General features: G+C 69.4%; 14 protein-coding genes. 6 read left to right on the forward strand and 8 right to left on the reverse strand.

The window, feature by feature from the left end; all coding sequences use genetic code 11:
- Positions 1-55: 55 nt before the first annotated feature.
- The 4 genes from AB0H56_RS27480 to AB0H56_RS27495 all read right to left on the reverse strand — a co-directional run bounded on the left by AB0H56_RS27480 (position 56) and on the right by AB0H56_RS27495 (position 4856).
- Complete coding sequence (locus AB0H56_RS27480) at positions 56-229, reverse strand: CsbD family protein (protein ID WP_110040987.1); 174 nt, start codon at positions 227-229, stop codon at positions 56-58.
- 98 nt (positions 230-327) lie between these two features.
- On the reverse strand, positions 328-1785 hold the full coding sequence (locus AB0H56_RS27485) for an ornithine decarboxylase (RefSeq protein ID WP_357168479.1): 1458 nt from the start codon (positions 1783-1785) through the stop codon (positions 328-330).
- 26 nt (positions 1786-1811) lie between these two features.
- Positions 1812-3962 carry a catalase gene (locus AB0H56_RS27490; protein WP_357168481.1) on the reverse strand — a complete coding sequence of 717 codons (2151 nt, stop codon included), beginning with the start codon at positions 3960-3962 and terminating at the stop codon, positions 1812-1814.
- 54 nt (positions 3963-4016) lie between these two features.
- Positions 4017-4856, reverse strand: coding sequence for a glucose 1-dehydrogenase (locus AB0H56_RS27495; protein ID WP_357168483.1), 840 nt, complete (start codon positions 4854-4856; stop codon positions 4017-4019).
- Positions 4857-5147: 291 nt separating this feature from the next.
- Here AB0H56_RS27495 and AB0H56_RS27500 point away from each other — a divergent pair, with 291 nt between their 5' ends.
- The 4 genes from AB0H56_RS27500 to AB0H56_RS27515 all read left to right on the forward strand — a co-directional run bounded on the left by AB0H56_RS27500 (position 5148) and on the right by AB0H56_RS27515 (position 7555).
- Complete coding sequence (locus AB0H56_RS27500) at positions 5148-5585, forward strand: anti-sigma factor (protein ID WP_357168485.1); 438 nt, start codon at positions 5148-5150, stop codon at positions 5583-5585.
- A gap of 96 nt (positions 5586-5681) precedes the next feature.
- A complete protein-coding gene (locus AB0H56_RS27505; protein ID WP_357168487.1) occupies positions 5682-6494 on the forward strand; it encodes an RNA polymerase sigma factor SigF in 813 nt (270 codons plus the stop codon).
- Between the two features lie 130 nt (positions 6495-6624).
- The gene (locus tag AB0H56_RS27510) at positions 6625-7035 is read left to right on the forward strand and encodes an STAS domain-containing protein (protein ID WP_357168488.1); all 411 of its coding nucleotides are present in this window, start codon (positions 6625-6627) and stop codon (positions 7033-7035) included.
- Positions 7036-7108: 73 nt separating this feature from the next.
- Positions 7109-7555: a hypothetical protein gene (locus tag AB0H56_RS27515; RefSeq protein ID WP_357168490.1), complete on the forward strand. Its 447-nt coding sequence runs from the start codon at positions 7109-7111 to the stop codon at positions 7553-7555.
- On the opposite strand, the gene AB0H56_RS27520 is transcribed toward AB0H56_RS27515, so the two are convergent.
- The gene (locus AB0H56_RS27520; protein ID WP_357168492.1) at positions 7549-7833 is read right to left on the reverse strand and encodes a hypothetical protein; all 285 of its coding nucleotides are present in this window, start codon (positions 7831-7833) and stop codon (positions 7549-7551) included. The two genes, AB0H56_RS27515 and AB0H56_RS27520, sit on opposite strands and share 7 nt — an antisense overlap.
- 140 nt (positions 7834-7973) lie before the next feature.
- Here AB0H56_RS27520 and AB0H56_RS27525 point away from each other — a divergent pair, with 140 nt between their 5' ends.
- Complete coding sequence (locus tag AB0H56_RS27525) at positions 7974-8141, forward strand: DUF4236 domain-containing protein (RefSeq protein WP_110040995.1); 168 nt, start codon at positions 7974-7976, stop codon at positions 8139-8141.
- A 1-nt stretch (position 8142) separates the two neighbouring features.
- Here the strand turns inward: AB0H56_RS27525 and AB0H56_RS27530 are convergent, their stop codons facing one another.
- The gene (locus tag AB0H56_RS27530; protein WP_357168494.1) at positions 8143-9153 is read right to left on the reverse strand and encodes a glutathione S-transferase C-terminal domain-containing protein; all 1011 of its coding nucleotides are present in this window, start codon (positions 9151-9153) and stop codon (positions 8143-8145) included.
- 104 nt (positions 9154-9257) lie between these two features.
- On the opposite strand from AB0H56_RS27530, the gene AB0H56_RS27535 reads away from it, so the two are divergent.
- Positions 9258-10181 (forward strand): D-alanyl-D-alanine carboxypeptidase, encoded by a 924-nt coding sequence (locus AB0H56_RS27535; protein ID WP_357168496.1) that lies wholly within the window; start codon positions 9258-9260, stop codon positions 10179-10181.
- A gap of 15 nt (positions 10182-10196) precedes the next feature.
- Here AB0H56_RS27535 and AB0H56_RS27540 read toward each other — a convergent pair whose 3' ends face one another.
- A complete protein-coding gene (locus AB0H56_RS27540) occupies positions 10197-11135 on the reverse strand; it encodes a fatty acid desaturase (protein ID WP_357168498.1) in 939 nt (312 codons plus the stop codon).
- Positions 11136-11221: 86 nt separating this feature from the next.
- Positions 11222-11815 carry a TetR/AcrR family transcriptional regulator gene (locus AB0H56_RS27545; protein WP_357168500.1) on the reverse strand — a complete coding sequence of 198 codons (594 nt, stop codon included), beginning with the start codon at positions 11813-11815 and terminating at the stop codon, positions 11222-11224.
- Positions 11816-12018 lie beyond the last annotated feature (203 nt).

Consider the following 12018-nt stretch of genomic DNA (forward strand, 5'->3'; position numbering starts at 1 on the left):
GCCCCGGACACGCGGCGGGGCGGGCGGTACAGCACCGCCCGCCCCTGCGCACCGGTCAGTCGCGGAAGGCGTCCTTCACCTTCTCGCCGGCGTCCTTGAGGTTCGACTTGGCCTGTTCGCCGCGGCCCTCGTTCTCGAGGTCACGGTCGTCGGTGGCCTTGCCTGCGGCTTCCTTGGCCTTACCGGCGAGCTCTTCGGCCTTGTTCTTCGCTTTGTCCGCCAAGCTCATGGCATTCCTTCCCGTCAGCTGCTCGGCCACGAGGTGACCGTGGGCCGTCTGGGGGACCCACGACGGCGTTACCCGGACCCGCCGGGGGCAAACAGGATTCACGCGACGACCCGGATCGTGTCCAGGCTCGGATCGCTCGCGTCGGGCACGTTCATCCCCGCCGCCAGCCCGGTGCGCAGGTAGTCCACGACCGCCGCGTCGATACGTTCGCCCGGCACGATCACCGGGATCCCGGGTGGGTACGGGGTGAGCTGTTCGGCAGCGATCCGGCCCGCCGCCGCCGCGGCGGGCACCGCCTGGGTGGGCGCGAAGAACGCGTCGCGCGGCAGCATCACCGTGTCCAGTTGCAACTCCTCGGGCGCGGGCAGCCGGATCTCGGGCGGCGACGGGTCGCGCAGGCCAGCCCGCCACAGCGCGAGGCCGTCCACCAGCGCGTCGACGGTGCTGTTGTCGTCGGCGCTGGACAGGGTCGCCAGCACGCGCCGGTGGTCGCTGTGGCCGAGATCGATGGCGCGGTGCGCGCGCAGCCAGTCGGCGGCCTCGTAGCCGGTGGCGCCCGTCGCGGAGACGTCGACGAGTACCTGCAGCAGGTCCAGATCGTGTGAGGCCTCCACGCCGAGCAGGGCGTCGTGCATCACCTCGCAGCCGCTGATCTCGTCCAGATCGGCCCTGGCGCGCTTGGCCAGCGCCAGGGCGTCGCCGAGCAGATCGTGCCCGAATTCGACCATCTGCCTGCGCCATCCGTCGAGCGCGGTGTAGATCAGCACATTCGGGCTGGTCGTCATCAGCAGGTCGGCACACCGCCGCAACCGTTGCGGGTCAACCAGATCACCCTGGAGATGGAACACCGACCCCTGCTCGAACCCCATCCCCATCTTGTGCACGCTCACCACGCAGACATCGGCGCCCACATCCATCGCCCAGGTGGGCAGGTCGGGATGGAACGGCAGGTGCGCGCCCCACGCCTCGTCGACGATGAGCGGTTTGCCGCGCGCGTGACACACCTCGGCGATCCCGCGCAGATCCGCACAGGTGCCGTAGGGGCTCGGGCTCACGACGAGCGCGCCCGCCGCGTCGGGGTGGTCCCGCCACGCCTGTTCGACCTGCTCCGGTGACGGCGGATGGGAGAAATGCCGCTCGGCGTCCCAGCGCGGGGTGATCCAGCGGGGCCGCAGCCCCGAGAAGATCAGCCCGGCCACGATCGACCTGTGACTGTCCCTGGCGACCAGCAGACCGCCGTCGTTCCCGCCCGCCACGGCGAGCATCGCCGCCTTCACCGACAGCGAACTGCCGCAGGTGGAGAAGAACGCGGAGTCGGCGCCGACCGCGTCGGCCATGAGTTCCTCTGCCTCCGACAGCAATTCGCCGCGGGCCAGCCGATCGTCGAGCCCGGGCGCGGCGAGGATGTCCGAGGCGAAGGCGTCGGCGCCCAGTGCCGCGAGCACCCGCCCGTCGACCCCGCGGCCCTGCCGGTGCCCGGGCGGGGTGAAACCGTAGCGGCCGAGATCGTGATATTCCGCCACGGCGGCGACGAGGGGCGCGCTGCTGTGATCCATGGGATCGACCTCCTGGTGTTCGACGCTCAGGACGCGGGTTCGATCCGGGCCCAGGCGCGATGTTCGCCGAGATGGGTGAGCAAGCGGTCGATGGCGACACCCGCGTCACCCACGGTCACCCCCGGCGCGTCAGGGTCGACGCCGTCGCGACGCAGCAGCGACGCGGCCGCGCCGATCGCGGCGATCGCCTTGCCGTGGCGCCACATCTCGGCGATGAGCAGATCCACGCGCGGGTCGACGGGCCCGGCGAGCAGCACCAGACCGTCGAACTCGATCGAACGCATGGTGGCGAAGCTGCGGTCCACGGGCACCGAGTCCACCGTCCCGGCCCGCGCGGCCACCAGCAGCGGCCGGACCCGTGCCCCCGTCAGGGCCGCACGCACCTCCGCGATCGCCGCCTCGGTGGTGGTGTCGTCCACCAGCACGGCGACCGTGCGGCCGTCCACCGGGAAGGTGCCGTGCCGTTGCGACAGCGCGGGGCTCGGCGCCGCCTCGCGGGTTTCGACGGTGGCCGCCGGGGTGTCGAGGCCGAGCTGCCCGGCCACGTACCCGGCCAGATCACCGTCGACGTTCGCCAGCATCTGCACACCGCGCGCCCGGATGTCCGGGATCGAGCACTTGCCGAGCTCGAACGCGAACGCGTCGGCCAGGTGTTGCCGCTCACCCTCGGTGAGACTGCGGTAGAACAGCCGCGGCTGCGAGAAGTGATCGGCGAACGAGACCTCGGCCTCGGCGCTGTCGGCCGAGGTGCGCAGCGTGGCGGCGGGCGGCGGGATGGGCGTCGGCGATTCCACGTAGGCCTGATCGGCGAAACTCGCCGCGTACGGGCACCCGCCGCCCAGCGAATTCGGTTTGTACGGCGCGATTCCCGGATGCACTGCGGTCTGGTGCATGCCGTCGCGGAACATGTCGTTGATCGCGGTGTGCGGGGTGTTGATCGGCAGCTGGGCGAAATTGGGCCCGCCCAGCCTGCTGATCTGGGTGTCGAGATAGGAGAACAGCCTGCCCTGCAACAGCGGATCGTCGGTCACCTCGATTCCCGGCACCAGATGACTCGGGCAGAACGCCACCTGCTCGGTCTCGGCGAAGAAATTCACCGGATTGGCGGTGAGCCGCATGGTCCCGATCACCCGCACCGGGGCGATCTCCTCCGGCACGAGCTTCGTCGGATCCAGCAGATCGATCCCCTCGAAGACGTGCTCGGGCGTATCCGGGAACACCTGGATTCCGAGATCCCATTCCGGGGTGTAGCCGGCCTCGATGCTGTCGGCGAGGTCGCGACGATGGAAATCCGGATCGAATCCGGCGGTCAGCTGCGTTTCCTCCCACAGCATCGAATGCACGCCGAGACGGGGCTTCCAATGGAATTTCACCAGGCTCGTCGTGCCGTCGGCGGCGACGAGCCGGAAGGTGTGCACCCCGAATCCCTCCATCATCCGCAGCGAGCGCGGCAGCGCCCGATCGGACATGTTCCAGAAGGTGTGCGCGGTCGCCTCGGTGTGCAGGGTCACGAAATCCCAGAAGGTGTCGTGCGCCGATTGCGCCTGCGGAATCTCCCTGTCCGGGTGCGGTTTTCCGGCGTGGATCACATCCGGGAACTTGATGGCCTCCTGGATGAAGAAGACCGGGATATTGTTGCCGACCAGATCGTAGACGCCCTCGTCGGTATAGAACTTCGTCGCGAAACCCCGCGTGTCACGCACGGTATCGGCGGAACCGCGCGAGCCGAGCACCGTCGAGAACCGGACGAACACCGGCGTCCGCACGTCGGCACCGAGGAATTTCGCCCTGGTCAGTTCGGCGGCGGCACCGTTGGCCACGAACACGCCGTGCGCGCCCACCCCGCGCGCGTGCACCACCCGCTCCGGAATGCGTTCGTGATCGAAGTGGGTGATCTTCTCGCGTAAATGGATGTCCTGCAGCAGGACCGGGCCGCGTGGTCCCGCCTTGAGCGCGTGATCGGTGTCGGCAACGCCGAGTCCCTGCGCGGTGGTCAGCGCGGGGCCCTGTTGCGCGCGCACGCTCGCGTCGCCGGGAATCGGGGCGCCGGTCGGGCCACGCAGTTCCGGTCCCTCCTGATCCGGGGCGGGACCGGCCTGCTCGCACGGCCGGTCCGGGTCCTCGTCGGGCGGGGTGGGGGGACGGGTGTATTCGGGAGGGATTTCGCTGTCGCTCATGTGTTCTCCCTTCAGAGAATGGGCCTGCCGCCGGTGATCGCGAGTCTGGCGCCTTCAGAGAATGGGCCTGCCGCCGGTGACCGCGAGTCTGGCGCCGGAGATGTAGCTGCCGTCGTCGGCGGCGAGCAGCACGTAGGCGGGGGCGAGTTCGGCGGGCTGACCGGCCCGGCCGAGCGGAACATTGTCGCCGAAGGAGGCCACTTTCTCCGGCGGCATGGTGGACGGAATCAGCGGTGTCCAGATCGGGCCGGGGGCGACACTGTTCACCCTGATGCCCTTGTCTCCGAGCATCTGCGCCAGGCTCGCCGACAGATTGGCGATCGCCGCCTTGGTCGCGGCATACGGCGCCAGCGTCGGATTGGGCATGTCGGAATTGACCGACGAACTGCCGATGATCGACGAGCCGGGCCGCATGTGCGGCACCGCGGCCTGCACCAGATGGAAATAGGCGCCCACGTTCACCTCGAACGTGTAGGCGAACTCCGCGTCGCTGATCTCGGCCAGGTCCGTGTGGGTCATCTGGTAGGCCGCGTTGCTGACCAGGACGTCGACGGTGCCGAATTCCGCCACCGCCCGCGCGATGATCGCGCGGCAATGCGCCGGGTCGGACACGTCACCCGGCATCAGTACCGCCCGCTGCCCCGCCTTGGTCACCCAGTCGGCCACCTCCTGGGCATCGCTGTCCTCGTCGAGATAGGAGATCAGCACATCGGCGCCCTCCCTGGCGAACGCGATGGCCACCGCGCGGCCGATGCCGCTGTCGGCTCCGGTGATCACCGTGGCCTTGCCGGTGAGCTTTCCCGAGCCGCGATAGCTCTCCTCGCCGCAATCCGGAACCGGTGTCATCGCCGACTGGAGACCTGGCACGTTCTGCTGTTGTTCGGGAAAACCCATCGGTGGAACCTCCCGTCGAGGAATGGCCGTCCCCGGGGTACTACCGCGATTTCCGTTCGCCAAACAGCGATTGACCCAGCGTGGCCGGGGTACGCGCCGCGTATGGAAATTCTCGTGTTGCTCGCACTGGTCATCGTCGTGGCGGTGGTGGTGCTGGTCCGGAAATTCCGGGGCACACCTCCTGACGAGCCGGAATCGACCGGCAATCCACGATGAGCGACCGGAAACGAATGACAGCCACCGCGCTGGGTAATCTGCCTGCGATCGGTGGAGGTGTAGCTGGGAGGCGGCGTGTGGGCAGATGATCGCGACATCGCACCCAGGACGCGCACCGTCGGGTTCCAGGTGCCCGCGGAGCTGGACCAGCTCACCATGGCGCACGCGCTGGCCGAGACGATCCTGCTCATCGGCGGCTTCGCCCTCGACGAGGTGACCGACCTGCTGTTGGCCCTCGACGAGGTGGTGACCGCGCTGGTGCTGGTCGCGGCGCCGGACGCGATGATCGACTGTGCCTTCACGGTGGGCGACGGCACGCTGGGCGCGCGGGTCGCCACGTTGTCGCGTACTCCCGAGGCCATCGACGAGGACGCCTTCGGCTGGCACGTGGTGGCCACCCTGACCGACGCCCTGCGCACCGAATACGCCCAGTTCGACCCGGCCCTCGACGGCTACCCGACCGCCGTCGCCTTCGGCTGGATCCGCCGGTTCCAGGGGCCCGCCGCATCCTGAGGATCCGACCGCGCGGAGATCAGGAGGTATCGGATCGGGTGGGGTTGGGTACCCCGTGGATATCCGACTCCGCGCCAGGAAGCGAGGCACCCGGCGATGACATGGGAAGCAAGGACACATTCACAGGGCGACAGCTACGACAACATCGAACCCTGGTTCGAGAAGCTACGGCTCACCCCGCCCGGCGAGGATCACCACGACGAACTCCGCGCACAGATCATCAGCCTGTGCCTGCCGTTGGCCGACCACATCGCCCGGAAGTTCACCGGACGCGGCGAACAGTTCGACGATCTGGAGCAGACGGCCCGGGTAGGGCTGGTGCTCGCGGTGGACCGCTACGACGTGACCCGCGGCTCCTCCTTCCTCTCTTTCGCGATCCCGACGATCATGGGCGAGGTGCGCAGGCACTTCCGCGATCGCACCTGGGCGGTGCACGTGCCGCGCAGGCTCAAGGAGATCCAGCTGCGCATCGGCCCCGCCACCGAGGAACTCTCGCAGCGGCTCGGGCGCATCCCGAACGCGCGCGAACTCGCCGAAGAGCTCGACGTGGACCTCGTCGAGGTCACCAGGACGCTCGTCGCGGGCAACGGTTACCAGACCAATTCCATCGACGGCATCACCGACGACGATCGCGACAACGCGACCCCCGCGCTCACCGAGACCCTCGGTGTCGAGGAACCCTGCTATCAGCTCACCGAGGACGCGATCGCGGTTCGTCCGCTCATCGCCGCGCTGCCCGACGAGGAGCGCGAGGTCCTGATCATGCGGTTCTACGAGAACATGACCCAGAGCGAGATCGCGGCCAAGCTCGGCGTCTCGCAGATGCAGGTCTCGCGCATTCTCGCGCGGACGTTGACGTCGCTGCGGGAACAGGCGCTCGCCGAGCCGGAGCCTGCGACCACGCCGTGACAGCAGCGGCATCACGTGCGAGACTTGGGACAGGTTGAGACTCCAGCCGACCCCGGTTTCGTATTCGGGCTCGGCTCTGCGCGGCCGATCCCCGGCGAACCGGAAGTATCCGGTGCGCACAGGAGACGCGATGACCGCAGCCACCGATCGCCGACACGTGAGTCGGCTGCGCTGGTACCGCCGCTCGACCACACCGAGCGGCGAGCCGGTGCTCGGCATCCACACCAGGACGGGTCCCGGCTGCTGGGTGCTGCTCGGGGGCAGTGAACTCGACGAGGCACGCCGCGACGAGTTCCGGGTGTTGCTCGACGGCGCGCTGAACTCCGGCGCTCACGTGGTGATCCTGGATCTGCGGCGGACCGCGTTCCTGAGCATCCGGGTGGCCGCGTCGCTGGCCACCGCGAAGATGTCCGTCGGAGTGCGCGGGGTCGACCTGCGACTCGTCGGCGGTGGGCAGCAGGTCCAGCGCGCGCTCGACCTGGTCGGCGTGCGGCCGCTGTTCCGCTACTACACCACCGTCGACGAGGCCTCGATCGAGTGAATTGTTTCGGTCCGCCGCCGCCGGGTAGGCGCAGGGTGCACTCTCCTGACGCCACCAGCGGGGAGGAGACCTCGTGGATTCGATGGACGGGCTCATCGTGGTCCCGGCCGGGGCGCCGGCGATCCACCTCCGAGTAGAGGCAGATCTGCGGCGGCTCGCGTTCGTGCGCGCGATCGCCGAAACCTTCGCGGAAACCGCGCATTTCACCGCGGGCGAGATCGCCGACATCGTGGTCGCCCTCGACGAGGCCGCCACCGGCCTGTTGCTCGCCGCCACGCCGGACGCGCAGCTGCACGTGCATCTCACCGCCGACGAGTTCCGTCTGCGGATGCGGCTCGGCGCCGTCTGCCGCACCGCGCGCCCGATCGACGAGGCGAGCCTGGGCTGGCGCGTCCTGTCCGCCATCACCGAGGGACCGACGGTGGCGCGCGAGTCGTTCGACCCGGTGCGCGGTGGCTATCCGGTGACGATGGGACTCACCCGCCCCCGTCGCGTCCTCGGCTCCGGGTCACCTCACTGACGGCCGGGGGACTGCGCGTTCGCGCGGTTCTGGACCCGCCGATGCTCGGCCACGACCAGGCCGATGCCCGCCAGCAGGCACACCGCGCACGCGATCCCGGCGATGATCGCCCAGCCCTCGAAGCCGTAGCCGGCCGCGGTGAGGGTGAGCGCGAGCAACACGAGGCCGACGCCGGCCAGGATCAGGCCGGGCCAGTTGCGCACGTCCTCGATCGACTCGCCCGCGTGCGGGCGGATGGTCCTGGCGTGGTCGGGGAACCGTTCTTCGGGGTCGGTCATCGCTGGCTCCTGTCGTTGCCGGGCGGAAAGGGTCCTTACGACGTCATGCCCCGTGTCGGCGGAGATAATCAGGATCCGGTGAAAGGCCTGCGCCACAGTCGGATCGGCTACCCTGGAGGAGCGATTCAGGAAGGCTCGATATGCCCATCAGGTTCCGTCAGCGCAAGTCCTTCGGCCCGCTGACCTTCAATTTCACCCAGTCCGGCCTGTCCTCGTGGGGCATCAAGATCGGCCCGTGGACCTGGAACTCCCGCACCAGGAAGAACAGCGTCGACCTGCCGGGTCCGCTGAGCTGGCGCCAGCGCTGACTCAGCCGATCACGGGGACGCGTTCGGTCACCGCCGGGGGCGGCGGGGGAGTACCGTCGCCGAAGGGGCGCCCGCCCAGCTCCTCGCGGTGATGCGGGGTCAGCCAGTTCGACAGGTCGGGTCCGGCAGGCACGATGCCGGTGGGATTGATGTCGCGGTGCACCACGTAGTAGTGCTCCTTGATCTGCCCGAAGTCGATGGTGTCGCCGAAGCCCGGCGTCTGGAACAGGTCGCGGGCGTAGGCCCACAGGACCGGCATCTCGGCGAGTTTGGCGCGGTTGCACTTGAAATGGCCGTGGTAGACCGGGTCGAAGCGGACCAGCGTGGTGAACAGGCGCACGTCGGCCTCGGTGATCGTGTCGCCGACGAGATATCGCTGTGTGGCCAGCCGCTCCGCGATGCGGTCCAGTGCGGCGAAGAGCCGGGCGTAGGCGGCGTCGTAGGCGTCCTGCGCCCCGGCGAAACCGCACCGGTAGACGCCGTTGTTGATGTCGCGGAACACCTCTCGGTTGATCTCGTCGATCTGTTCGCGCAAGTGCTCCGGGTACAGCTGCGGCGCGCCCGGCCGGTGATAGGCGGTCCACTCGGTCGAGAAGTCCAGGGTGATCTGGGCGTAGTCGTTGGTGACGACCTGTCCGGTCGGGATGTCGACCACGGCGGGCACGGTGATGCCGCGCGGATAGTCGGGGTACCTGGCCAGGTAGGCGTCGCGCAAGCGGTGGATGCCGAGGACCGGGTCGACCTCGCCGGGGTCGAGATCGAAAGTCCAGCTGAGCTTGTCGTGCGTCGGTCCGCACAGCCCCAGCGACAGGACCGGTTCCAGGCCGAGTAACCTGCGCACGATCAGCGTCCGATTGGCCCACGGGCACGCGCGCGCGGCGACGAGCCGGTACCGGTCCGGCTCGACGGGATACCCGTCGCGACCGTCGGCGGTGATCCGCGTGGTGATGTAGTTGGTGTCGCGGCGGAACTCCCCGGCCTCGACATAGCTTCCCGCTCCGGCATCGCTCACCCCGCCAGTCTCGCAGACGGCGGCCTCCGCCGGTACGACCACGGCGCGGGAATCGGCACGGCGAAATCCCGCAGGTCGGGTTGGTCGTAGGACAGAATGTCGCCATGCGGACATTTGCCAGGGTGTTGCACGCTGTCGTCGCCGGTGTTCTGCTCGTCTCGGCTGGTCACGGCGTCGCCGCCGCGGCTCCCTCGCCCGGCGTCGGGCACACGCAGCTCCCGTGGACCGCGGCCGGGCCCGAGGGACTGCTGGCTCCGGGCGCCGCGCTCGCCGACGGTGTCACCGGCACGGTGCTGTGGTCGCGCGAGGCGCACACCCGCGTCCCGATCGCCAGCATCGCCAAGGTCATGACCGCGGTGGTCGTGATCGTCAGCGGCGACCTCGACCGTCCGGTGACCGTGCCGCAGGAGGCGGCCGGGTACTGCGCCGGGCACAGCGGCAGCACCGCGGGTCTGGTGGCGGGCGAGGTGCTCACCGGCAGGCAGCTGCTCAACGCGCTGCTGCTGCCCTCCGGCTGCGATGCCGCCTACGCGCTGGCCGAGTCGTACGGTCCCGGCCAGGGCGGCTTCCTGGCCAGGATGAACGACACCGCGCGGGTCATGGGTCTGGGCAACACCCACTTCGCCGACCCCAGCGGCCTGCCGTACCCGCACGACCACGCCACCTTCTCCACCCCGGCCGATCTGGTCGCGCTCGGCGTGCGCGCCATGAACCTGCCCGCGTTCCGGGAGATCGTCGGTTCCCGCGAGTTCCACGTCCCCGCCGGACCGGCCAACCGCGAGCACCACTGGCAGACCACCAACCGCCTGCTGCTCGAGTACCCGGGCACCATCGGCATCAAGACCGGCAACACCAACGCCGCGGGCCACTGCCTGCTGTTCGAAACCGTCCGCGCGGGCATCCCGCTGATCGGCGTGGTCCTGCACAGCTCCGACCACAGCAGCGCCGAGGCCAAGGACGACGCCGAACGCATGCTCAACTGGGCCTACGACCCGATCGTCGGCGCCCTCGGCTCCGCCGCCCGCTGAGCGCCGGAATCCGGCTCAGCGCAGGGGGATCGGGCCGCGGAACTGGCGGGCGACGGCGGTGAATCCGCCGAGGTGGTAGCGGCCGCCCTCGGCGTCGAAGCGCTCGCGCAGTTCGTACCACCGCAGGCCCGGGTGCCGGTGGTGTACGTCGTGCAGGGTGAAGTTCAGGGCGAAGCGCTCGAGGGGGCGAGGCACGCGCAGGTTCATCGCCTCGCGGGGCGCGTCGAGGTCGGTGCCGTAGTGATAGGCGTTGTCGGACAGCGAGATGATGAGCGCGCGGCCACCGAGCGCGGCGAGCAGCATCCACCAGTGCGCGCCGTAGGCGAGCAATGCCAGCGTGTGCACGCCGGCGATGGCGGCGGCGTCGGTGCGGAACTTGTCGAGCACGGCCGGTTGCGCGACCCGGTCGAGCAGCAGACCGCCGACCGAATCCGGCGCCTCCACCCGGCGGCCCACCGCCCTGATCGCCCGCGCGGGCAGCACCGCCAGCACCAGCGCGATCACCTCGAGCAGATACAGGCCACCGAGCAGCTTCAGATAGAACGCGGGCGCGGCCCCCAGCCTGCTGGTCACGGCCGGATCGTAGATCTCGGTGCGCTCGCGGACCCGGCTGTAGCGGTGGTGCAGCAGGTGCCCGATCTTGAGCATGGCGAACGGTGACCCGTACAGCACCGCCAGCATCCTGCCCACCCGATCGTTGCGTGCCCGATCCCGCAGCAGCGCACCGTGAATGGCCTCGTGGATCAGCGACCAGAACGGCGTGGTGGTGAGTACCAGCGGCACCAGCAGCCACCCCCACGCCGCGTCCACGCGCAGCAGCAGCGGGACCACGAACAACTGGCAGGCGCCGATCGTCGTCGCGATCACGACGAGCCCGATGTTCACCGGTTCGCCACCGGTGGATCGCGGCGCCCGGGACGGGCGAACTCGGCCAGGGGTACGGGTTTCGGTCATGTCGCAGCGCCGCTCCGTAGAGATCGGGAACTCCCGCGGCTCATCCTGCCATTCGCGCGCCGTCCGCGACAGAGCCGGAAGGACCGTCAGCGGGCGCCGACGATCCGCAACGCCATGTCGGCGTAGGCCTCGCCGATGTCCTCCGGGCTCCACGCGCCTTCGTCGCGATACCACCGCGCGATGTCGATGCCGAGCGAGAGCAGCGCCACCGCGGCCATCCTGGTGTCGGGCACGTCGAAGGCGCCGGTGGCGACACCGCGCTCGACCAGGTCACGGATCTCCCGGTCGATCTGCTGGCGGATCGCGCGGATCTCGGCGTGGTGTTCGGGCGTCAACGCGGCCAGCTCGTAGTTGACGATGCGGGCGCTGGTGTGGCCGCGCGCATGGTGGGCGGCGAAGGCGCGAATCACAGCGCGCAGGGCGGTCACCGGATCGGGATCCGAGCCTGCCGCCTCGACAACGAGGTTCAGCGTCACCTCGTGTCCCGATCGCGAGATCAGGTACAGCAGTTCCTCTTTGGACTTGTGGTGGACATACACCGCCGCCGGGCTCATCCCCGCGGCCGAGGCGATATCGCGCGTGGTGGTGCCGTTGAAGCCCTTGTCGGCGAAGGCCGCGACGGCGGCTTCCAGGAGCCGGGCTCGGGTCGCGTCGCCGCGGGGTTCGGTGGTCTCGGTCATGTCAGGCGCCATTATCGCGCGTGGTGCGCGCGGGGCCCGCAGTGGGCGTGGGTGATGTGGATTACACGACTGGGTCACAGTGCACCCCTTGACGGTCGGGTGTGATCTCCTGCACCATACACCTAAGCAAGCGCTTAGTTACCAAAGGAGTTTCCAATGCCGGAAGCCGTGATCGTCGCCGCCGCCCGATCCCCGATAGGCCG

The sequence above is a fragment of the Nocardia sp. NPDC050717 genome, from assembly GCF_040654275.1.
Lineage (GTDB): Bacteria > Actinomycetota > Actinomycetes > Mycobacteriales > Mycobacteriaceae > Nocardia.

Bases quoted from the DNA above. Each gene is read 5' to 3' on its own strand.
- AB0H56_RS27480 (WP_110040987.1), bottom strand. From the start codon at position 229: ATGAGCTTGGCGGACAAAGCGAAGAACAAGGCCGAAGAGCTCGCCGGT.
- AB0H56_RS27485 (WP_357168479.1), bottom strand. From the start codon at position 1,785: ATGGATCACAGCAGCGCGCCCCTCGTCGCCGCCGTGGCGGAATATCAC.
- AB0H56_RS27490 (WP_357168481.1), bottom strand. From the start codon at position 3,962: ATGAGCGACAGCGAAATCCCTCCCGAATACACCCGTCCCCCCACCCCG.
- AB0H56_RS27495 (WP_357168483.1), bottom strand. From the start codon at position 4,856: ATGGGTTTTCCCGAACAACAGCAGAACGTGCCAGGTCTCCAGTCGGCG.
- AB0H56_RS27505 (WP_357168487.1), top strand. From the start codon at position 5,682: ATGACATGGGAAGCAAGGACACATTCACAGGGCGACAGCTACGACAAC.
- AB0H56_RS27510 (WP_357168488.1), top strand. From the start codon at position 6,625: ATGACCGCAGCCACCGATCGCCGACACGTGAGTCGGCTGCGCTGGTAC.
- AB0H56_RS27520 (WP_357168492.1), bottom strand. From the start codon at position 7,833: ATGACCGACCCCGAAGAACGGTTCCCCGACCACGCCAGGACCATCCGC.
- AB0H56_RS27525 (WP_110040995.1), top strand. From the start codon at position 7,974: ATGCCCATCAGGTTCCGTCAGCGCAAGTCCTTCGGCCCGCTGACCTTC.
- AB0H56_RS27535 (WP_357168496.1), top strand. From the start codon at position 9,258: ATGCGGACATTTGCCAGGGTGTTGCACGCTGTCGTCGCCGGTGTTCTG.
- AB0H56_RS27540 (WP_357168498.1), bottom strand. From the start codon at position 11,135: ATGACCGAAACCCGTACCCCTGGCCGAGTTCGCCCGTCCCGGGCGCCG.
- AB0H56_RS27545 (WP_357168500.1), bottom strand. From the start codon at position 11,815: ATGACCGAGACCACCGAACCCCGCGGCGACGCGACCCGAGCCCGGCTC.